The sequence below is a fragment of the Amycolatopsis sp. NBC_00438 genome, from assembly GCF_036026695.1.
Taxonomy (GTDB): Bacteria; Actinomycetota; Actinomycetes; order Mycobacteriales; family Pseudonocardiaceae; genus Amycolatopsis.
Genome location: NZ_CP107923.1, coordinates 9,058,145 through 9,078,023 on the forward strand (window position 1 = coordinate 9,058,145; position 19,879 = coordinate 9,078,023).

A 19,879-nucleotide genomic window follows, 5' to 3' on the forward strand; every position below is an offset into this window, starting at 1 on the left:
TTGGCGCACTGAGCTGGGGTTTCCTAGACTGCGGTCGCAGTCACCGCAGACTTCAGGAGGCACCATGCCTGACGCGCCCGCCCTGCCGAGCTACGCCTCGGGGATCTCCGAGGTCCCGCTGCTCGGGGACACCATCGGCGACAACTTCGACCGGACGGTGGCGGCCTTCGGCGACCGGGACGCCCTGGTCGACCGGTTCGCCGGCCGCCGGTGGACCTACCGCGAGCTGGCCGCGGAGGTGAACGCGCTGGCGCTGGGCCTGGTCGCGCGGGGCATCGGCAAGGGCGACCGCGTCGGCATCTGGTCGCCGAACCGGGCCGAGTGGACGTTCCTGCAGTACGCGACGGCCAAGATCGGCGCGATCCTGGTCAACATCAACCCGTCGTACCGCTCGCACGAGCTCGAGTACGTGCTCAACCAGGCCGGCGTGAAGCTGCTGGTGGCGTCGGACAAGTTCAAGACGTCCGACTACCCCGCGATGGTCGAGGAAGTGCGGGGGAAGTGCGCGCAGCTGGAGCACGTCGTGCTGCTCGGCGGCGAGAGCTGGCAGACGCTGATGGACGCCGGCTGGCAGGGCGAGCCCGCACAGCTGGGGGAGCTGCAGGCCGCGCTCTCGGCCGACGACCCGATCAACATCCAGTACACGTCGGGCACGACCGGCTTCCCGAAGGGCGCGACCCTGTCGCACCACAACATCCTCAACAACGGCTACTTCGTCGGCGAGCTGTGCAACTACACCGAAGCCGACAAAGTCTGCATCCCGGTGCCCTTCTACCACTGCTTCGGCATGGTGATGGGCAACCTGGCCTGCACCAGCCACGGCGCGTGCATGGTCATCCCGGCGCCCGCGTTCGACCCTCGCGCGACCCTGGAGGCCGTCGCGGCCGAGCAGTGCACTTCGCTCTACGGCGTGCCGACGATGTTCATCGCCGAGCTGAACCACCCGGACTTCGCGAGCTTCGACCTCTCGTCGCTGCGCACCGGCATCATGGCCGGTTCGCCGTGCCCGGTCGAGGTGATGAAGCAGGTCATCGACCGGATGGGGATGGCCGAGGTGTCCATTTGTTACGGCATGACCGAGACGTCCCCGGTGTCGACGCAGACCCGCTCGGACGATTCGGTCGAGCGCCGCGTCTCGACGGTCGGCCGGGTCGGGCCGCACCTGGAGAGCAAGGTCGTCGACCCGGAGACCGGGCTGACCGTGCCGCGCGGCGTGCCGGGCGAGCTGTGCACCCGCGGGTATTCGGTGATGCTCGGGTACTGGGAGCAGCCGGACAAGACGGCCGAGGCGATCGACGCCGCCCGCTGGATGCACACCGGCGACCTGGCGATCATGGACGACGACGGCTACGTCAACATCACCGGCCGCATCAAGGACATGGTCATCCGCGGCGGCGAAAACCTGTACCCGCGCGAAATCGAGGAGTTCCTCTACACCCACCCGGACATCCTCGACGCGCAGGTCATCGGCGTCCCGGACGAGAAGTACGGCGAAGAGCTGATGGCGTGGGTGCAGATGCGCGAAGGCGCGTCGCCGTTGACCGAGGCGAAGGTGCGTGAATTCTGCGAGGGGAAGCTCGCGCGCTACAAGATCCCGCGGTACGTCCACGTCGTCGAGGAGTTCCCGATGACGGTGACGGGCAAGGTCCGCAAGGTGGAGATGCGCGAAAAGTCGATCACCCTGCTGGGCTTGGAGGCTGCTGCGGCGACGAAGCACGCCTAAACCGCGCGGGGCGCTCGGGCGTTACCCCTTCGCAAGTGCCGCGAAGGGAGGGCCGAGCGATGATCATCCTGGCCTGGGACTGGTGAGCTGAAACGCCGTGAGGGGCACCCTCAGGGACAGATAAGCCCTGAAGGTGCCCCTCACGGCACACGCGGGTCAGGAAACCGCGGCCGCCGCCTCCGCGATCGCCTTCTCGTCCTCCTCGCCGAACGTGTCCTCCAGCTGTTCCGGCGAGTAGTCCAGGTCGATCTGCTCCACCGGCATCCCGCGCGCCGACTCGATCGCGCCCAGACGCCGCTGCGCGCGGTCCGCCGCGTACTGGATGATCTCGTCCGGGTCGTTGTCGAACGGCACTTCCTCGAACTGGTCCTGCACCCACTGGATCATGTTGAGCGCGTGGGGAAGCAGCTCGCCCATCCGCTGCTGCACGGCGTCCCACAGCGAGTCGTCCGCGGCGACGTGGCGGCGGCAGGTGAACGTGCCCCACGCCATGTGCCGGCGCTCGTCGTCGCCGATGCGGCGGACCAGTTCCTGCATGCCCGGCAGGATGTTCTGCTGGGTGCAGATCAGCTGCCACGAGTAGTACCCGGTCAGCGCGAGGCTGCCCTCGATGACGTGGTTGTACGTCACGCTCGCCCGGATCTGGTTGAGCGGGCTGGGATCGTCCTCCAGCGCCCGCAACGACTGCGGCAGCTCTTCGTAGAACAGCTTGCGGTAGTGCGGGTTCTCGGCGACGTACGGGTGCAGGTCCTCGGTCAGCCCGACGGCGTCCATCCAGCGCCGGAACACTTCCGTGTGCTTGGCTTCCTCGAAGCAGAACTGCGTCAGGTACATCTCGTCGCCGAACCGGCCGGTCGCCGACATCGCCCGCATGAACGGCTGGATGTCTTCGGTGACGGCTTCCTCGCCCGCGATGAACTGCGCGACCAGGTACGTCGTGCTGCGTTTCTGCTCGGGGTTGAGCGTGTCCCAGCCTTCGCGCTCGCGGCCGAAGTCGATATCGGCCGGGTTCCAGAACTTCTTGTTGCCCTTGACGAACAACCGCAGCGGGAACGAGTCCCAGTTCAGGCCGCCCTTGCGCAGCGAAGAGAAGCCGGTCCGCAGTTCGGCGAGCGTGTCGGTCATCGTGTCACTCCATTGTGGACGAAATGCCGGATGGCGGGGGCCAGGACGGCGGTGACGGCGTCGGCCGCCTCCGCCGCGGTGTGCGTGGGGAGCACGAGGTGCGACAGCGAAAGCCGCACGACGGTCTCCGCGAGCAGGGCGGCGGACTCGGCCGACAGGCCCGGCTCGAGTTCGCGGTAGTGCTCGGCCGCGAGCTCGGCGGCCGCGGACAGGATCGGCTCGCCCTTGGTGGTCAGCAGGGGCAGCAGGTCTTCGCCGGCTTCGGTGCCGAGCGCCGCCGCGACCAGGCGGTTCTCCCGCGCGTGCTCGATCGTGTAGACGACGGCGCAGTGGATGCCGGCCAGCAGGCCGTCCGCCGTCTCGAACCGCTGCCGGATCCCGTCGAGGAACTCCGCCGCGGTGCGCAGCGCCACCGCCTGGGCCAGCGCCGCCTTGTTGCCGAACTCGTTGTAGACGGTCTGCCTGCTCACCCCGGCCTTCGCCGCGACGTCGGCCATCCGCAGCGCCGCGTAGCCGCGGTCCGGCAGCAGGTCCCCGGCCGCGTCGAGCAGCGCTTCGCGGAGGGACGCCTTGGTCCGGTCAGTGAAGCTGGTCACACCTTCACCTTGACACAGATCGCCCTGCTGTCAAGACGCTGTACATGATCAGTCGGCGTGTAAATCTGTCGGTGGTGGCAGCTACGGTGCAGGTGTGGGCATCACCGTGGGGTTCGACCTCGACATGACACTGATCGACGCGCGGCCGGGCATGGCCGCGGCGATGACCGCGCTCGGCGTCGAGTCCGGCTTACCGCTGGACGGCGACGCGTTCGCGGCCAACCTCGGCCCGCCGCTCGACGACATCCTGCGCGGCTTCGAGGCGCCCGAGGAACGCATCCCCGGCCTCGTCGACCGGTTTCGCGCGCTGTACCCGGACATGGTCGTGCCGAGCACGGTCGCGCTGCCCGGCGCGGTCGAGTCGCTGCGGGCGGTGCGGGCCGCGGGCGGGCGCACGCTCGTCGTCACCGGCAAGTACGGGCCCAACGCGCAGCTGCACGTGGACGCGCTCGGCCTCGACGTCGACGAGGTCGTCGGCGAGCTGTGGTCGACGCGGAAGGCCGAAGCGCTGCTGGCCCACGACGCGCGGGTGTATGTCGGAGATCACGCCGGCGACGTCCGCGGCGCGCTCGCCGCCCGGGCGGTCGCGGTCGGCGTCACAACGGGTCCCTGCGATCGCGCCCTGCTGCTGAGCGAGGGCGCGGACGTGGTGTTCGACTCGCTGACCGAGTTCCCGGAGTGGTTCGAGCGGACCTACGCGGGGAGCGTGGTGCCCTGAACTACTCCATCCATGCCCCCGCCGCCGCCCTCAACGGAGCAGCGGAGCTGCGCTGCTACTTCTTGGCCCGCGCTTCGCGGACCAGGGCGATCAGGCCGAACAGCAGGCCCAGCGGCGTGATGATCCCGGCGGCGGCCGACAGCCACACCGGCAGGTTCTCCAGACCGGCGGCGAACATGATGAACACCGCCAGCACAGCGAGCATGCCGAGGCCGAAGAGGCCGATGCCGATCCGCATGAGGAACGGTTTACCGGGGGCGGCCACGGCGGCCTCCTTTGTCGCGGTCTTCATGGATCAAAGGGTATCCGCAGGTATCGACTTCTCCCCAGGGCATGTGGCGAGATACGCTTCCAGGAGCGCGCCCTGGGTACGCCCACCGGGCGCGTTCGTCGTGAGCGGACAGCAGAAGGACTGGTGAGGGAAGTGCCGACCGGCAAGGTCAAGTGGTACGACGTGGAGAAGGGCTTCGGTTTCGTCACGCAGGACGACGGAGGCGCCGACGTCTACATCCGCAAGGCCGCGCTGCCGCAGGGCGTCGAGGGGCTCAAGGCCGGGCAACGGCTCGAGTTCGGCGTCGCCGACGGCCGCCGCGGCCCGCAGGCTCTCTCCGTCCGGCTGCTCGACCCGCCGCCGTCCGTCGCCGAGGCGCGCCGTCGCCCGGCCGAGGAGCTGCACGGCCTGATCGAGGACATGATCAAGCTGATCGAGCTGAAGGTGCAGCCGGACCTGCGGCGCAACCGCTACCCGGACAAGAAGAACACCAAGCAGATCGGCGAGATCATGCGTGCGGTGGCCCGGGACCTCGACCCCTAAACCGCTAGCCGTCGAGCCGGAGACCCCAGAAGTCGCTCGGCATGATGTCCGAGCCGGTGGCCGAGTTCACCACGGCCGAGTACGCCTGGATCTCGACCGCGGAGACGCGGTCGGCGGGCGTCGGCGGGGTGACCGTGTAGGCGTAGCGGTCCAGCGAGGTGATCAGCACCGGGTCGCGCTGCTTGAACTCGCCCTGCGGGGTGACGTACTCGACGATGACGCGCCACGGCGCGTCCGCCACCTCGCCGGGTACCGAAACCTGCACCGGCTTGCCCGGCCGTACTCGCAGTGTTTCCGGCGGGCGCACCGTGCGGCACACGTTCTGGGCCGGCTGCGAGTAGTCGCAGGTGACCGTCGGCGTGGCGTTGATGGTGTGGCCGTCGGCGAAGAAGGTGACCTCGGCCGGGCCGGGCGCCGAGCAGCCGGCCACCGCGAACCCACCGGCCGCAAGCAGGGCCACCACCCGGGAACGTCGCATGCGCCGGAGCCTACCGGCGGGCCCTCGGGTCCCCGGGCAGGCCCTGGGCCGGGAAGCTGCCGGTCGGCTCGGGGCGCAGCGGACGATCGCCGCCGAGGCCCGGCAGGAGCGAACCGCCGCGGCGCACCAGGTAGGTCTGGGTCAAGCCGACCGCCAGCACGACGGTGATCACGAGGAAGCCGATCCAGTACGTCGGCGGCAGCAGCAGGCCGGCGCCGCCACCGAGGCACCACGCCAGCTGCAGCACGGTCTCCGAGCGGCCGAACGCCGACGCGCGCGACTCCTCGGGCAGGTCTTCCTGGATCACGGCGTCGAGGCTGATCTTCGCCAGCGCGCTGGCCGTCGCGCCGACCAGGCCGACGATCGCGGCCGTCGCCAGGCCGGGCAGCACGGTCGCGACCAGTGCGGCCAGCACGCAGCCCGCCACACAGCCGACGATCACCTGGTCGGGGCTGCCGAAGCTGAGCCTCGAGCCCAGCGCGTTGCCGAGGAAGCCGCCGGCGCCCGCCGCGGCGCCGATCACGCCGAGCAGCAGCAGCTGCGTGAACGGCGTCTGCCCGGTGCCTTCGGTCTGGGCCTTCACCGCGAACGCGGCGAACATCATGAGGAAGCCGGTGAGCACACGCACCGAGCCGTTGCCCCACAGCGCGACGACGATGTGGCGCCCCATCGGCTGACGCCGCTTCTTCTCGGTCGGGTGCGCCGACAGCGAGGTCGGGACTTCACCTTCGGTCGCCTCGACCCAGGCCGGGATCCGCATCGACTGCACCGCCGCGGCGACGCAGATCAGCGCGGTGAACCACAGCGCGCCCGCGGCGCCGGTGATCCCGTTGATGCCGCTGGCCAGCGCGCCGAACGTGCCGGCGGCGATCAGGCCGAACGTCGTCAGCCGGGCGTTCGTCTTGGACAGCGTGATCTCGGACGGCAGCACCCGCGGTGTCACGGCGGCCTTGAGCACCGTGAACGACTTCGAGAGCACCATCATCCCGAGCGCGGCCGGGTAGAGCAGCCAGTCGTCGAAGTGCAGCGCCATCACGACGGCCATCAGGCCCTGGCCGATCGACGACGCGCACATCGCGAGGCGCCGGCCGCGCTGCACCTTGTCGAGCGCGGGCCCGATCACCGGCGCGACCAGCGCGAACGGCGCGATCGTGATGAGCAGGTAGAGCGCCACCTTGCCCTTGCTCTCGCCGCTGGTCGCCGCGAAGAACAGGGTGTTGGCCAGCGCGATCGCCATCGCCGCGTCGCTGGCGTAGTTCAGCATCACGGCGTAGGTCAGCGAGGTCAGGCCGGACTTTTCGGCGCCGTCGGCCTTCGTCGCGCGTTGGAACGCGCCGACGGCCTGGCCGGTCAGCTGCCGGCTGCGCATCGCCGCCACCCGCGTGACCGTGATCTTCTTCGGCAGCTTCGGCGTGCCACCCGGGGTCCGCGGTTCCTCGCGCGGCTCGGGTTCGGGCTCGGGCGGACGCGGCTCACCGGCGTAACCACCGGTGTCGTAGTGCTCGTACTCGCCGCTGCCGGGACGGCGTTCACCCTGGTAGAAGCCACCCGGCGGGGGTGGCTCGCGGCGGACCTGCTCGGTGCGGTTCGGGTCGTGCGGCGGCGGATAGGGCCGGGCTCCGCGCGGCGGAGGGGGCCGGTGCCCCGTCGGCGCGGCGGCCGTCGGGGCTTCGTTCGCGTTCGGGACGCGCGGCGGCTGCGGCCGGACGTCGTCGTAGTAGCTGCCCGGCGGGTCCTGCCTGGGGGGCGGCGGGCCGGGACGTTCGGCGCGCGGGGCGACGGGCGGGGGCGCGGCCGGGCGGTCGACCCGGGTGGGGTTCGCCGGGGGCGCGGCCGGGCGGTCGACCCGGGTCGGCGCGGCCTCCCGCCAGGAGCGGGCCTGCGCCGCGCCCGGCTCCGGCGTCCAGCGCCGCTTGCTCTTCCGGCCGCGCTGCTGACCCGACCGGCCGGTGCGTGAGCCGTCGGAGTCGGAGCGGGAGCCGAAGAGTGCCACGTCCCAATCCTGCCTTACCGAAGGTCGCTTCCGCCTGCTCATCCGTGCTTTCACGCCGGAGCCGGGACGAACCTCACCCGGAACGTGACCTGCCACTGCTTCCCGGTCAGCAGGAATTCGCCACCGGTTCCGGGAACGGCGGCGATCCCGTTGAGCACGGCTTCAGGGTCGGTCACGTTCGCCTGCGCACGAAGCTGACCTGCGTCGATCGTCGCGGTGACGTGTCCGGTGGCGGCGTCGATCCGCAGGATGGTGCCGGCGTGCCAAACGTTTGCGTAGACGTCGCCGCCGACGCACTCCAGCTCGTTGAGCTGATCGCGGCCGACGTCGACACTGCCGGTCACGGCGAAGGTCTTCGGGTCGCGGAAGGTCAGCCACGACGAGCCGTTGCTCATCACCAGCCGGCCGCTGTCCTGGTGGCACAGCCCCCAGCCCTCACCTTGGAACGGCACGCGCCGTAGCTCCGCGAGGGTTTTGGTGTCGCGTTCGATCGCGAAACCGTCTTGCCAGGTGAGCTGCCAGAGCGTCGGGCCGAGCACGGTGACGCCTTCGCCGAAGAGAGGCGCCGGGAGCGTGGCCTCGACCGCGGGCGGCCCGCCGGCCGGTCCCGCGGTCAGCTGCGAGCTGCCGGCCAGGCCGGTGCTTTCGTAGAGCGTGTCGCCGGCGAACTCGAGGCCTTCGGTGAACGCGGCGGGGTCGTGCGGCAGCGTCGAGACCACCTGGACCGTGAGTTGTTCCGGGCCGGGCGGCGTGGCGGGAGTGCCCGCGCAGCCGCCGAGCGCGGCGGCCAGCAGCAGTGTGGTGAGGATCGGCGTGCGCACGTAGAACAGCCTGGCACGGGCGCCGCGGGTGCGTGCGGCACAATTGGCCGCATGACTCTGCTGCTGACCCTGGACGACGGCTCCGTGCAGCGCAAACTCGCCGATGCGGTGGAGTTCGCGCGTGCCGCGGTGCTGGAGGAAGCGCCCGAGGAGCAGATCGGTGCCCACGTCGGCGCCGGCCGGGAGGACGCGGTCTCGGCGAGTCACCTGTTCGAGGCGCAGGTGCCCGGCTACCGCGGCTGGCGCTGGTGCGTGACGGTCGCGCTGGCGGGCGACGACGAGCCGGTGACGGTCAGCGAGGTCGTCCTGGTGCCGGGCCCCGAGGCGCGCATCGCGCCGGCGTGGGTGCCGTGGGAACGCCGCGTCCGCGCGGGTGACCTCGGCGTCGGCGACATCTTCCCGACGGACGACAGCGACCCCCGCCTGGCCCCGGCGTACCTCCAGTCGGACGACCCGGCGGTGGAGGAGGTCGCCCGCGAGACGGGCTTGGGCCGCATCCACGTCCTGTCCCGCTTCGGCCGCGAAGACGCGGCGACCCGCTGGCACGGCGGCGAGTTCGGCCCCCGCTCGGACATGGCGCGCTCGGCGCCGGGCGTGTGCGGGACATGCGGCTTCTTCGTCCCGCTGGCCGGTTCGTTGCGCGGCGGCTTCGGAGCGTGCACGAACGACATCGCCCCAGCGGACGGCCACGTGGTGGACGTCGAGTACGGCTGCGGCGCGCACTCCGAGGTAGAGGTCGAGGTGACCTCGTCGATCCCGGTGGCCGAGCTGGTCTACGACGACTCCTTGCTGGACTTCGACACTCCCGCCGCGGTCGAGCCGGCTGCTGCTGCCGCCCCGGTCGTCCCGGCGGACGGGGAGCGAGCCGAGGGAACGGTGGCAGACCCGACGGTGGCCGAGGTCGAGGCGGTCGCGGTGGTCGAGGCCACGGAGGTGGTGGAGTCCCCGGCCGCAGAGCCCGAGACGGCGGTGACCGAGGCTGACCTGTCGCCGGCGGAGGTTGAGCCGGAGGTCGTGGAAGCGGCCGCGGCGGAGCCGATTGCGGCGGACGCCGGGGTGGCTGCGGCGGAGGCCGAGGAGCCGGTGGTGGCCGCGGAGGCTGCCGCGGAGCCGGAGCGGCTGGCGGCGGAGACCAAGGCTGCGGAGGCTGAGCCGATTGCGGCGGAAGCTGTGGCGCAGCCGTCGGCGGCGGCGGACGCTGAGTCGGCCGCGGCTGTGGAACCACTGGCTACGGGGGCGGAGGCCGCTGCGGCCGAGGTGTCGGAGCCGACCCAGTCCGAGGTGACCGATGCGGTTGCCGAGCCGCAGGCCGTTGTGCCTGAGGCTGAGTCGCCGGCGGCAGAGGTGTCGGAGCCGACCGAAGGGGCGGTTGCTAAGCCCGAGGCCGAGCAGGGTGTTGCGGCCAAGGCCGGGGATGCCGCGGTTGCCGGGCAGCCCGAAGCGGTTTCGTCCGAGGACCGGACTGCGGCGGTTGAGCCGCAGGTGACCGAGATTGCGAACTCCGCGGTTGCCGAACCGGTTTCGCCGGAGGTCGCCGCAGCGGACACCATGGTTGCCGATGCGCCGGCGGCTGAAGAGCCGACGCGGGTCGAGGTGACCGATGTGGTCGCCGAACCGCAGGATGCGGCAGCCGAGCCGATCGTGCCCGAGGCTGAGGTGACTGAGCCGGCCCGGGTTGATGTTGCCGAGTTGCCGGCTGGTGCGCCCGAGGCTGGGCAGACCGTGGTGAGCGATTCCGCGGAGCCGGTCCAGGCCGAAGCGGCGGCTGAGCCGCAGGTGGTCGAGGCCGACGATGCTGCGGCCGCCGAGTTGCCCGTAGTGGCCGAGCCTGCCCCGGCTGAGGTGCCGGAAGCCGCGCTGACCGATTCGGTTGTCACCGAGACCGCCGAGTCGCGGGCAGACGGGTCCGAGGCCGGCGCGGTTCCGGAACGCGCTGAAGCTGAGCCTGCCCAGACCGACGTGACCGATGCTGTTGTCGCCGAGCCGACCCAGGCCGACGCCAACGAAGCCGACGCCACGGAAAGCGGAGCCGCACAGCCCGACGCCACCGGGACCGCGGCGCGGGAAGCCGAGACCGCGCAGCACTCGGCCACCGAAGCCGATGCCGCGCAGCACCAGGTCGGCGCCGCCGAAACCGGAGCCAAGCACCACGACGTCACCGAGACCGATCACCGCGGCGAGCGGTGAGCGGTTCGACTGCTGAGCCGCCCGTCACCGATCCCTTTGGTACCGGGCGGCTTCGGGACGCGACCCTGCGCGCCTGGCGGGACTCGCCCACTCGGCTCACCGAGGACACCAACGTCGAGCGGGACCTCCGCGTCGGGGCCTATCGGGACCGGCTCTTCGTCGAGCTCGCGCAGAACGCCGCCGACGCCGCTATGGCGGCCGGTGTGCCGGGGCGCGTTCGGGTGTCTCTTGTGGATGGACAGCTCCGGTTCGCCAACACCGGCGCACCCCTTGACGCTCGGGGTGTCGCCTCACTTGCGTCGCTGCGGGCGTCGGGGAAGACCGGGGACACCGTCGGGCGGTTCGGGGTCGGGTTTGCCGCTGTCCGCACTGTTGCCGATGAGGCGCAGGTTCTGAGCAACACCGGTGGTGTGGTCTTCTCCGCCGAGCGCACCCGTGAAGCCGCGGGGATCGACGGTGACGTTCCCGTGCTGCGGCTGCCGTGGCCCGTCGAAACCCCCGTTCCGGCGGGGTTCGACACCGAAGTTCGCCTGCCGTTGCGAAGCGACGTCGATGGGCAAGCCCTCCTCGACGAGCTGGGCAAGGACATCGGTGACCTTCTGCTCGCCCTGCCGTGGCTGGGTGAGGTCGATGTGGACGGTCGTGTGTGGACTCGCACGGCTGACCAGGACGTCGTCGAGATTCGTGGGCCGGAAAAGGAAACCCGCTGGCTGACTCATCGCGGTGACGTCGTCTGGGCCGTCCCGGTCGACGCTCAGGGGACTCCGATCCCGCTCGAAGAAGACGTCCTGCACGCGCCCACCCCCACCGACGACGGGCTTTCGTTGCCCGCCCGGCTGCTGGCGCCGGTTCCGGTGGAGCCGTCGCGACGGCGGGCGCTGCCCGGCGAAGAGCTCAAGCGGGCGCTCGAAAAGGCCGCGAAAGAGTACGTCGGACTGGTCCGGTTGCTGCCGCCGGAACGCCGGTTCGCGCTGGTGCCCGTGCCCGGTTTTCCGAAGTCCACAGTGGACGCGCAACTGCGGGAAGACGTGCTGGCGCAGCTGGCCACCGAACCGTGGTTGTCCACTCAGGACGGTCGTGAGGTCTCCGGTCGTCAGGCGCGCGTGATCGACGTCGACGTGTCAGGGCTGGCTGCCTTGCTGGCCGACGTCGTTCCCGATCTGCTTGCCGAAGCGCCGCCTGCCAGTGCGCTCAAGGCTGTTTCTGTGCAGGTGATCAGCATCGAAGAGGTGCTGGAAACGCTTACCGGCGCCACCCGGGAGCCGTCCTGGTGGCACGACGTCTACCAGGCGCTGAACATCGCCGTCGAATCCCACGCGCTCGCGGCGGCCCGGCTTGACGGCCTGCCCGTGCCGCTTTCCGACGGCCGCACGTTGCCGGGTGCGCGGGGCAGCCTGCTGGTCGACGGCTCGGCCGAACTCCTCGATCTTCTGTCCGATGTGGACATCCCGGGGCTGCGGCTGGTGCACCCCGCGGCATCGCACCCGTTGCTGGAACGGTTGGGCGCCAAGCACGCCGACGCGCGCGAGCTGCTCAACGCCGATCAGCTGCGCGACGCCGTCGAACGCAGTGTCGAGGACGTCCGGTCCGGGCTGGACGGGACGACGCTCGCCGGTGCCGTCCTCAGGCTGATCGCCGACTGCGGTGACGATGCTCCACAGTGGACCGGCGCGCTCGCGTTGCCCGCCACCGACACCTGGCGCCGCGCCGACGAGCTCGTGCTCCCGGCGTCGCCGCTCATCGACATCTTCGACGAAGAGGTCTTCGAGGAGGACGGCACACTCGACGTCCTCGACGAGGACTTTGCCGAAGACTGGCCGGCCGAGACGCTGAAAGCCGTCGGCGTGCTCGATTCGTTCGCGCTGGTGACCGACGACGAGCCGCACGAACCCGACCACGACCTGCCGGACGAAGAAGCCTGGTGGGACGCGCGCGCCGAGCCGCCGTCGACGCTCCTCGCCATCCGGGATCTCGACCTCGTCGCCGACGATTCCTGGCCCGCGGCGCTGCGTTTGCTCGCAGCGCGGCCCGAGACGTGGCACGCCCTGCGCACGCCCGGTGGACACGCCGCCTGGTGGATCGCGCAGTACGCCGTGCTCGGCGGGCTGGCGCCGAACGAGTGGCGGCTGCCGGATGCCGACCTCGCCGGGCTCTACGACGAGGTCCCCGACGTCGGCCTGACCGACGACCTGCTCCGGATCGCCGGAGTACGTAAGGATCTCTCGCTGTCCACAGTGGACGAGGCGGCGGACGTCCTGCGCCGGCTCGGCGACCCGGACCGCACGATCTCGGCCGGCCTGGCCACGCGTGCCTACGACGCCGTCGTCGAGTCCGGGTTCGATCCCGGCGCGCCGGACGCCGTCCGGGCCGCGGACGGGTCCGTCGTCGAAGACGCGCTGGTCCTGGACGTGCCGTGGGTCGCCGGGGCGCTCGAACCGGATCAGTACGTTGTCGCGCCCGAAGAGCCGGACCGCCTCGCGGACCTGCTCGACCTGCCGCCGGCGAGCACCACCCCCGCCGAGATCATCAGCGAGGGCGAGTACGCGCCGTGGGCCGAGCTGCCCGCGCTCAAGCTCGTCGCCGAGCAGCTCGGGATCCGGCTGCCGGACGGTGGCGTGCTGGTGCACGACCCGCTGACCGTGTCGATCCAGCTCACCGAGCACGACGTCCAGTGGTGGTCCGACGGCCGGCTGCACGCGGCCGACACGTCGGAAGGCCTGGCCCGCGCGTTCGCCTGGGCGACCGGGCGCTGGCCGGACCGGCACCTCATCACGGCGCTGCTCGACGACCCGTCGCCGCGGACGCTGCTGGCGTAAGCGCCGGAGAACTCAGACCCGCTGCGCGGACTTCGAGCCGCGGCGGGCGGCGGCGCGCTGCCACAGGATGATCGCCAGCCCGACGAAGCCGAGCACGAACCCGGCCAGCGCCGTCTGCACCCACAGCCCCGAAGTCGTGAAGAAGAGCACCACCAGCGCGACAGTCCAGATCGCGGTGCCTACGATCACCACCGGCGTCAGGTCGGTCAGCCTCTTGGGCAGCTCCGGCGTGTGCCGCAACGAGCCCGTAACCTCCGGTGGATTGCTCGGATCACTCACGAGGTGCAGGGTACTCCGCAGCAGCGAGAGAATGGGCAGGCGAATGGCGGAGCAGGAGACGACCCCCACCGGGACGCCGGAGGCGGCCGGCACCGGGACGTCCACACTGGACCGGTTCTTCAAGATCACCGAGCGGGGGTCGACCGTCCCGCGCGAACTGCGCGGCGGCCTGGTCACCTTCGTGACGATGGCCTACATCGTGGTGCTGAACCCGCTGATCATCGGCAGTTTCGCGCCGGACGACGCGGCCGCGCACAAGGACCTGCTCGGCGGGATCCTGCCCGTGCCGCAGGTCGCCGCCGTCACCGCGCTGGTCGCCGGGGTCATGACGATCCTGATGGGCCTGGTCGCGAACTACCCGTTCGCCATCGCCACCGGCCTGGGCATCAACAGCCTGGTCGCGGTCACCATCGCTCCGCAGATGACCTGGCCCGAAGCGATGGGCCTGGTCGTCATCGAGGGCGTCATCATCGTCGCGCTCGTGCTCACCGGCTTCCGCACGGCGGTGTTCAAGGCCGTGCCGGCGTCGCTGAAGTCGGCGATCGCCGTCGGCATCGGCGTGTTCATCTGCCTGATCGGCCTGGTCGACGCCGGGTTCGTCCGGCGGCTGCCGGACGACGCGCACACCACCGTCCCGGTCGGCCTGGGCATCAACGGCTCGATCGCGTCCTGGCCGACCGCGGTGTTCGTCGTCGGCCTGCTGATCACCGGCATCCTGGTGGTGCGCAAGGTCAAGGGCGCGATCCTGATCGGCGTGCTGTCCTCGACGGTGCTGGCCATCGTGGTCGAGGCGATCGTCAAGGCCGGGCCGTCGAAGGGCACGAACCCGAAGGGCTGGAACCTCGGCTACCCGGCGCTGCCGGACCAGGTGCTCGGCCTGCCGAACCTCTCGCTCGTCGGCGACGTCTCGTTCGGCGCGTGGACGCGGCTGCCGATCATCACGGTCTGCCTGCTGGTGTTCACGCTGGTGCTGGCCGACTTCTTCGACGCCATGGGCACCATGACCGGCCTGGGCAAGGAAGCCGGGCTGATCACGAAGGACGGCCAGCTGCCGAACGTCGGCAAGGCGCTGTTCGTCGAGGGCCTCGCGGGCGCGGCCGGCGGGTTCGGTTCGGCCAGCTCGAACACGGTGTTCGTCGAATCGGCGGCCGGCATCGCCGAAGGCGCCCGGACGGGCCTGGCGAACGTCGTCACCGGCGTGCTGTTCATCGCCGCGATGTTCCTGACGCCGCTCTACCAGGTGGTGCCGGTCGAAGCGGCCGCGCCGGCGCTGGTCGTGGTCGGCGCGATGCTGATGGCGCAGGTGCGCGACATCGACTTCACCGACTACGCGATCGCGCTGCCGGCGTTCCTGACCATCGTCGTCATGCCGTTCACGTACTCGATCGCGAACGGCATCGGCGCGGGCTTCGTCAGCTACGTCGTGATCCGCGCGGCCACCGGCAAGGCGCGCCAGGTGCACCCGCTGATGTGGGTGATCGCGGTGGCGTTCGTCGCGTACTTTGCGGTCGGCCCGATCCAGGCGGCGTTCAGCTGATCAGCCCGGCGCGCTGACCTTCATCGCGGCGTCCAGCACGCCGCGGTTGGGGTCGAACTCGGCGGGCGGTGCCTCGTAGCGGATCGTGACGAGGCTGTCGCCCGCGCCGAGCCCGATGATCGCGACCCGTTCGGGGTCGCGGCCGTCGCGGAGATAGGTGTAGTCCCATTCCGCCGCGTCCCCGAAGTCGCCGGCCTGCACGGGCTTGACGACCGAGCCGTCCTGGTGCGCCTTCGCGGCGATGGCTTGGAGTCCGCTCAGCGCGTCTTCTTGCGAGATCGGCACCTTGTCGGTCTCCAGGAGGAGGTGACCGCTGCGGTAGCTCGCGCGGTCGTTCTCGTGGGTCACGCTCCAGCCCGACGGGACCGGGATCTGGATCGACCAGCCGCGCCCGCCGGCGACGTCGGGGAAGTTGTAGGCCTCCAAGGTCGCCTGGTACGGCAGCGTGGTGGTCGTCGGCGCGGGTGGCGGCGGCGCGGCCGCCGGAGCCTCTTCGCCGCGCCAGAACTGCGCCACCACGATGGCCAGGATCGCCGCGCCGACCACGGCCGAACCCACCAGTTTCTTGTTCACCGGACCCCCAGGTTTCTCCCTCGGGAAGGACGCGTGAGCGTCTCCGGGGTTGCGGGTTGACGGAGATCACCTGAAGGGACGAAGTTTCGTAAGGTATGCTAACTATATGTCCGGCGACACGCACGAACGCTCCTTGGCGAGCCGTCTGCGTCTCGCGGTGGTCCGGCTCAACCGCCGGCTGCGGGCACAGCGCGTCGGGGACGATCTGACGTTGACGCAGGTCGCCGCGCTGTCCACCTTGCACAAGTGCGGTGCGCTGACCCCGGGTCAGCTCGCCGCGAAGGAAGGCGTCCAGCCGCCCTCGATGACGAGGGTGATCGCCGCGCTCGAGGAGATGAAGTTCGTCGAGCGGCGGCCGCACCCGACCGACGGCCGGCAGGCCATCGTCGAGTTGTCCGAGAGCGGGCTGGCCTACGTTCAGCGGGCCATCTCCGTGCGGGAGGCGTGGCTGGACAGGCAATTGGCCGATCTCGGTGACGAAGAGCGTGAAGTGCTCTCGAAAGCCGCCGAAATCATCGACAGGATGGCGGGGAACTAACCACGGTGACCACCACGGGTAGCGAAACAGAACGACAGGTCGAGACCACTGCTACCCGGGAAACGGCACCACCGCCGTCCGCGTCACCGCCGTCTTCGGCACCCTCTTCCGAGCCCGTGGCCCAGCGCCGCGGCAGCATGTTCGCCTCCTTGCGGGTCCGCAACTACCGGCTGTTCTTCACCGGCCAGGTCATCTCGAACATCGGCACCTGGATGCAGCGCATCGCCCAGGACTGGCTGGTGTTCACCCTCAGCGGCAACAACCCGATCGCCCTCGGCGTCGCGGTCGCGCTGCAGTTCACCCCGACGCTGTTCCTCTCGCTCTGGGCCGGCGTCCTCGCCGACCGCGTCGACAAGCGGCGGCTGCTGACCTGGATCCAGGCCGCGGCGTGTTCCCAGGCCGTCGTGCTCGGCGTGCTCGACCTGACCGGGCTCGTGGCGCTGTGGCAGGTCTACGTCCTGTGCTTCACGCTCGGCATCACGGCGGCGCTCGAAGTGCCCACGCGGCAGTCGTTCGTCGCGGAGATGGTCGGCCGGGACCAGATCGCGAACGCGGTCGCGCTGAACTCGTCGATCTTCAACATGGCCCGGATCGTCGGCCCGGCGATCGCCGGGTTCGCGATCACCTGGATCGGCACCGGCTGGCTGTTCATCGCCAACGCGGCCAGCACGGTCGCGGTCATCACCGGCCTGATCCTGATGAATCCGGACAAGCTGTTCCGCGTCGCGGCGATGCCGCGTGAGAAGGGCCAGCTGGCCGAGGGCCTGCGGTACGTCCGCCGCCGATCGGACCTGATGACGGTGATGGTGCTGGTGCTGTTCGTCAGCACGTTCGGCATCACGTACTTCAGCTCGCTCCCGATCGTCGCGGCCAACGTCTTCCACACCGCGGCCGACGGCTACGGGTTGCTCTCGACGCTGGTCGCGGTCGGCACGTTCACCGGCGCGATCATGTCCGCCCGCCGCGGCACGAAGGGCCGGCCACGGGTGCGGCTGATGCTGATCTCGGCCCTCTTCCTCGGCGTGTTCGAGCTGATCACGGCGTTCATGCCGAACTACCTGACCTTCGGCCTCGGCCTGATCCCGCTCGGCTTCGCCACGATGACGTTCCTCAACACGGCGAACGCGCTGGTGCAGACGTCGGTCAGCCCGGAGATGCGCGGCCGGGTGATGGGCCTGTACGTGCTGGTCCTGATCGGCGGCAACCCTATCGGCGGCCCGATGGTCGGCTGGATGGCGCAGGCATTCGGCGGGCGGTCTCCCTTCTACATCGGTGGTGCGGTCTCGGCGCTGGCCGCGGTGGTCTGCGCGATCGTGCTGATCCGGCGGGGCGGGGTTTCCTGGCCGGTGCAGCGGGGGTTCGGGCTGCGGGTGCTGAAGCGGACGAAGGTCTAGCCCGGTCGGCTCGCGTGCCCAGGCGGTCGGTTCGTGTGCCTGGAGGGTCGGTTCGCGTGCCCAGGCGGTCGGTTCGCGTACCTGGGGGGTCGGTTCGTGCGTCCTGAGGTCAGCGGCCGAGTAGCTGGGGGACCATCGACTCGGCCCACGCGCGTAGCTCCTCGTCGGACTTGCGTGGGGACGTCCAGGCGAGCTGGACCTGTTGTCGTGATTCGTCGCTGAGCCGGATCACCACTCGCGGGTTGTCGACCATGGCGGGCCGGCCACCGATCCGGTCGGGGAAGTCCTTGGTGCAGCAGTCGTCGCTCGAAGCCTGGACACCCAGACCGTCCTCGCGGTGTTCGCACTTGCCGCTGTGCTTCGGCACGAAGTCGGTGAGTGGCCGCTGGGTGCTCTGGGCCAGCAGGGAACAGAGCTGCCACGCGATCATCGGGGTCGAGGCGTCGACGATGCCGCTGCCGGGGGTCGGCCCGACCGCGCGGGACGGGATCGAGTCGTCGTAGGACGCCTTCGGCAGCGCCGGCCCGGGGGCCGTGATGGCGTTGACGATCCCGTCGCCGAGGGTTTGTGCCAGGCCGCGCAGATCGCGGGCTGTCTGGTCCCGGGGGTCCTGGGAGACGGAGATCTCCAGGACCGGTTTCGCCCAGTCCGGCGCGCCTGGCCCGAGCAGCCGGGTGACGACGCTCGCATCCTTCAAGAACCGTGATTGGTACGAAGTGGCGGCACGGCCGCCGACGGTGACCTGCTCCGGTGCGTCACCGGACCGGACCGGCCTTCCGTCGCCGAGCTTGGCCGAAACCCGGAGCGTCGTGGTGACGACCTGGCAGCCGAAGATCACGTTGACCTGGCGGAGGACCGGCCCGCCGAGCAGCTTCGCCCAGGTCGCTCCGGGCAGCGCCGAGCACAGGACGTGGCTCGCCGTGTAGCCGGGCAGGGCCGCGACCATTTCGCCGGTCGGCATCGGCACCTCGCGGACCGGCTCCGCGCCCTGTTCCGGCCACGGGCTCGGCAAGGTCGTCGGTGGTGCGGGTAGCGAGACCGGCGGGAACACGATGCGAAACGCCAGCCACGCCCCGCCGCCGAGCAGCGCGGTGAAGGCGAGGACGGCGACGACGATCAGCGCTGCGGTACGAGTGGAGCTCCCCCTTGTGTTCACGGTGTGACCGTATCGGCACGCACCGACAGAAACCGGCGGGTTCGCGCACTGAGGGTCACCCGTACGAGTGAGATCCGAGTCTCCCCGGAAGCCCTCTTGCTCAGAGAGATGAGGTTAGGCTAACCTCATACACGTCCGCTTCGTGGTGGGAGCGGCAGTCAGTTCGGGAACGGACGGAGCCCCGGCCCTGGGAACCCCAGGCCGGGGCTCCGTTCATGTGCGGGTCACGGCAGTGTCGGGCTGAGCGAAGGGCTCGTCAAGGGGTTCTCACCCGGCAGCGTGGGCAGGCGCGGCAACGCCATCCCGAAGTACACCCGGTAGGCGGCGCGGATCGCGTCGTCGCCGGTCAGCAGGACCTCGTGGCGGACGCCGTCGACCGTTTCGATCAGCTTGGCGCCCGAGAGCGTCACGCGGCCCTGGGACGTCGGGCGGGAGCACGTCAGCGACCGCGTGAAGTGCGACGCCGGGGACGTCGACTGCCACCACGCCAGTGGCACGAAGTCCGAAAGCGGACGCGATCGGCGTTCCAGGCGGTACTGCGGCTTCCCGTCCAGCAGGACGTCCACGTCGCCGTACGGCGCGTCCAGCACCAGGAAGTCGCCTTCGGGGTCGCGCTGGGCGTCCACGCCGGACAGGCGCAGCGGGTGCCGGGAGAAGCGGCCGAAGCCGACGTCGAGCAGCCACGGCTCGTCGAGCTCGACGACGACCGCCGCGTGGTCCAGCGGCGGGCCGAGGGACCCGTCCGGGCGGAAGACCTGCGCCGCGCGCAGGGAAGCGTCGTACCCGAGTTCGCGCAGCAGGGCGGCGAACAGGCCGTTGAGCTCGTAGCAGAACCCGCCGCGGCGGCGTTCCACGATCTTGGCGAACAGCGCTTCTTCGGTGAGCTCGATCGGCTCGCCGAGGTGGACGCTCAGGTTTTCGAAGGGGACCGCCGCCAGGTGGCGTTCCTGCAGGGTGCGCAGCGTCGCGAGGTCGGCCGCCGCGGGCCATGCGACGCCCAGCCGGGCCAGATACGCGTCAACGTCCATGGCTCAAGCCAAACACCTCGACCGCACTCGAGGTCAAGCGAATTCACCCGGAGACGAGAACGGGGCCCTCCACAGTGGAGGACCCCGTTCGCGAACCGCGTGC

18 protein-coding genes are annotated in these 19,879 nt (G+C 70.6%); 8 read left to right on the forward strand and 10 right to left on the reverse strand.

The annotated features are described in order from the left end of the window. The first annotated feature begins 64 nt into the window (after positions 1 to 64). Entirely contained in the window at positions 65 to 1,723 is a 1,659-nt protein-coding gene (locus tag OG494_RS41690; protein ID WP_328448300.1) for an AMP-binding protein, read from the forward strand. A 156-nt stretch (positions 1,724 to 1,879) separates the two neighbouring features. On the opposite strand, the gene OG494_RS41695 is transcribed toward OG494_RS41690, so the two are convergent. Further along, positions 1,880 to 2,848 (reverse strand): R2-like ligand-binding oxidase, encoded by a 969-nt coding sequence (locus tag OG494_RS41695; RefSeq protein WP_328448302.1) that lies wholly within the window; start codon positions 2,846 to 2,848, stop codon positions 1,880 to 1,882. After that, positions 2,845 to 3,444 (reverse strand): TetR/AcrR family transcriptional regulator, encoded by a 600-nt coding sequence (locus OG494_RS41700; RefSeq protein WP_328448304.1) that lies wholly within the window; start codon positions 3,442 to 3,444, stop codon positions 2,845 to 2,847. Before OG494_RS41700 ends, OG494_RS41695 begins: the two co-directional genes overlap by 4 nt. Before the next feature lie 94 nt (positions 3,445 to 3,538). On the opposite strand from OG494_RS41700, the gene OG494_RS41705 reads away from it, so the two are divergent. Further along, the gene (locus OG494_RS41705; protein WP_328448306.1) at positions 3,539 to 4,162 is read left to right on the forward strand and encodes an HAD family hydrolase; all 624 of its coding nucleotides are present in this window, start codon (positions 3,539 to 3,541) and stop codon (positions 4,160 to 4,162) included. Between the two features lie 55 nt (positions 4,163 to 4,217). Here OG494_RS41705 and OG494_RS41710 read toward each other — a convergent pair whose 3' ends face one another. Then, on the reverse strand, positions 4,218 to 4,454 hold the full coding sequence (locus OG494_RS41710) for a hypothetical protein (RefSeq protein ID WP_328448308.1): 237 nt from the start codon (positions 4,452 to 4,454) through the stop codon (positions 4,218 to 4,220). Positions 4,455 to 4,586: 132 nt separating this feature from the next. Here OG494_RS41710 and OG494_RS41715 point away from each other — a divergent pair, with 132 nt between their 5' ends. Next, positions 4,587 to 4,976 carry a cold-shock protein gene (locus tag OG494_RS41715; RefSeq protein WP_323325665.1) on the forward strand — a complete coding sequence of 130 codons (390 nt, stop codon included), beginning with the start codon at positions 4,587 to 4,589 and terminating at the stop codon, positions 4,974 to 4,976. 4 nt (positions 4,977 to 4,980) lie between these two features. Here OG494_RS41715 and OG494_RS41720 read toward each other — a convergent pair whose 3' ends face one another. From OG494_RS41720 to OG494_RS41730, 3 genes are read right to left on the reverse strand one after another with little or no spacing between them, the layout of a single operon-like run. After that, positions 4,981 to 5,454, reverse strand: coding sequence for a DUF2771 family protein (locus OG494_RS41720; protein WP_328448310.1), 474 nt, complete (start codon positions 5,452 to 5,454; stop codon positions 4,981 to 4,983). Between the two features lie 10 nt (positions 5,455 to 5,464). After that, positions 5,465 to 7,447, reverse strand: a complete 1,983-nt coding sequence (locus OG494_RS41725; protein WP_328448312.1) for an MFS transporter — start codon at positions 7,445 to 7,447, stop codon at positions 5,465 to 5,467. A gap of 50 nt (positions 7,448 to 7,497) precedes the next feature. Continuing rightward, positions 7,498 to 8,268, reverse strand: a complete 771-nt coding sequence (locus OG494_RS41730; RefSeq protein WP_328448314.1) for a glutaminyl-peptide cyclotransferase — start codon at positions 8,266 to 8,268, stop codon at positions 7,498 to 7,500. 51 nt (positions 8,269 to 8,319) lie between these two features. Between OG494_RS41730 and OG494_RS41735 the strand changes: the two genes are divergently transcribed. Both OG494_RS41735 and OG494_RS41740 read left to right on the forward strand, forming a co-directional pair. Continuing rightward, entirely contained in the window at positions 8,320 to 10,455 is a 2,136-nt protein-coding gene (locus OG494_RS41735; RefSeq protein ID WP_328448315.1) for a DUF3027 domain-containing protein, read from the forward strand. Further along, the gene (locus OG494_RS41740; RefSeq protein ID WP_328448317.1) at positions 10,452 to 13,271 is read left to right on the forward strand and encodes a sacsin N-terminal ATP-binding-like domain-containing protein; all 2,820 of its coding nucleotides are present in this window, start codon (positions 10,452 to 10,454) and stop codon (positions 13,269 to 13,271) included. The genes OG494_RS41735 and OG494_RS41740 overlap by 4 nt, the downstream gene beginning before the upstream one ends. A 12-nt stretch (positions 13,272 to 13,283) precedes the next feature. Here OG494_RS41740 and OG494_RS41745 read toward each other — a convergent pair whose 3' ends face one another. Then, on the reverse strand, positions 13,284 to 13,511 hold the full coding sequence (locus OG494_RS41745; protein ID WP_328459180.1) for a DUF2530 domain-containing protein: 228 nt from the start codon (positions 13,509 to 13,511) through the stop codon (positions 13,284 to 13,286). An 82-nt stretch (positions 13,512 to 13,593) separates the two neighbouring features. Here OG494_RS41745 and OG494_RS41750 point away from each other — a divergent pair, with 82 nt between their 5' ends. Further along, the gene (locus tag OG494_RS41750) at positions 13,594 to 15,087 is read left to right on the forward strand and encodes an NCS2 family permease (RefSeq protein WP_326951682.1); all 1,494 of its coding nucleotides are present in this window, start codon (positions 13,594 to 13,596) and stop codon (positions 15,085 to 15,087) included. Here the strand turns inward: OG494_RS41750 and OG494_RS41755 are convergent, their stop codons facing one another. Continuing rightward, entirely contained in the window at positions 15,088 to 15,660 is a 573-nt protein-coding gene (locus OG494_RS41755) for a hypothetical protein (protein ID WP_328448319.1), read from the reverse strand. Positions 15,661 to 15,766: 106 nt separating this feature from the next. On the opposite strand from OG494_RS41755, the gene OG494_RS41760 reads away from it, so the two are divergent. Both OG494_RS41760 and OG494_RS41765 read left to right on the forward strand, forming a co-directional pair. Continuing rightward, positions 15,767 to 16,198 carry a MarR family winged helix-turn-helix transcriptional regulator gene (locus tag OG494_RS41760; protein WP_247058446.1) on the forward strand — a complete coding sequence of 144 codons (432 nt, stop codon included), beginning with the start codon at positions 15,767 to 15,769 and terminating at the stop codon, positions 16,196 to 16,198. Between the two features lie 137 nt (positions 16,199 to 16,335). Continuing rightward, a complete protein-coding gene (locus tag OG494_RS41765; RefSeq protein ID WP_328459181.1) occupies positions 16,336 to 17,592 on the forward strand; it encodes an MFS transporter in 1,257 nt (418 codons plus the stop codon). A gap of 109 nt (positions 17,593 to 17,701) precedes the next feature. Here the strand turns inward: OG494_RS41765 and OG494_RS41770 are convergent, their stop codons facing one another. Both OG494_RS41770 and OG494_RS41775 read right to left on the reverse strand, forming a co-directional pair. After that, positions 17,702 to 18,748: a hypothetical protein gene (locus OG494_RS41770; RefSeq protein WP_328448322.1), complete on the reverse strand. Its 1,047-nt coding sequence runs from the start codon at positions 18,746 to 18,748 to the stop codon at positions 17,702 to 17,704. A 224-nt stretch (positions 18,749 to 18,972) separates the two neighbouring features. Further along, positions 18,973 to 19,776, reverse strand: coding sequence for an arylamine N-acetyltransferase family protein (locus OG494_RS41775; protein ID WP_328448324.1), 804 nt, complete (start codon positions 19,774 to 19,776; stop codon positions 18,973 to 18,975). Positions 19,777 to 19,879 lie beyond the last annotated feature (103 nt).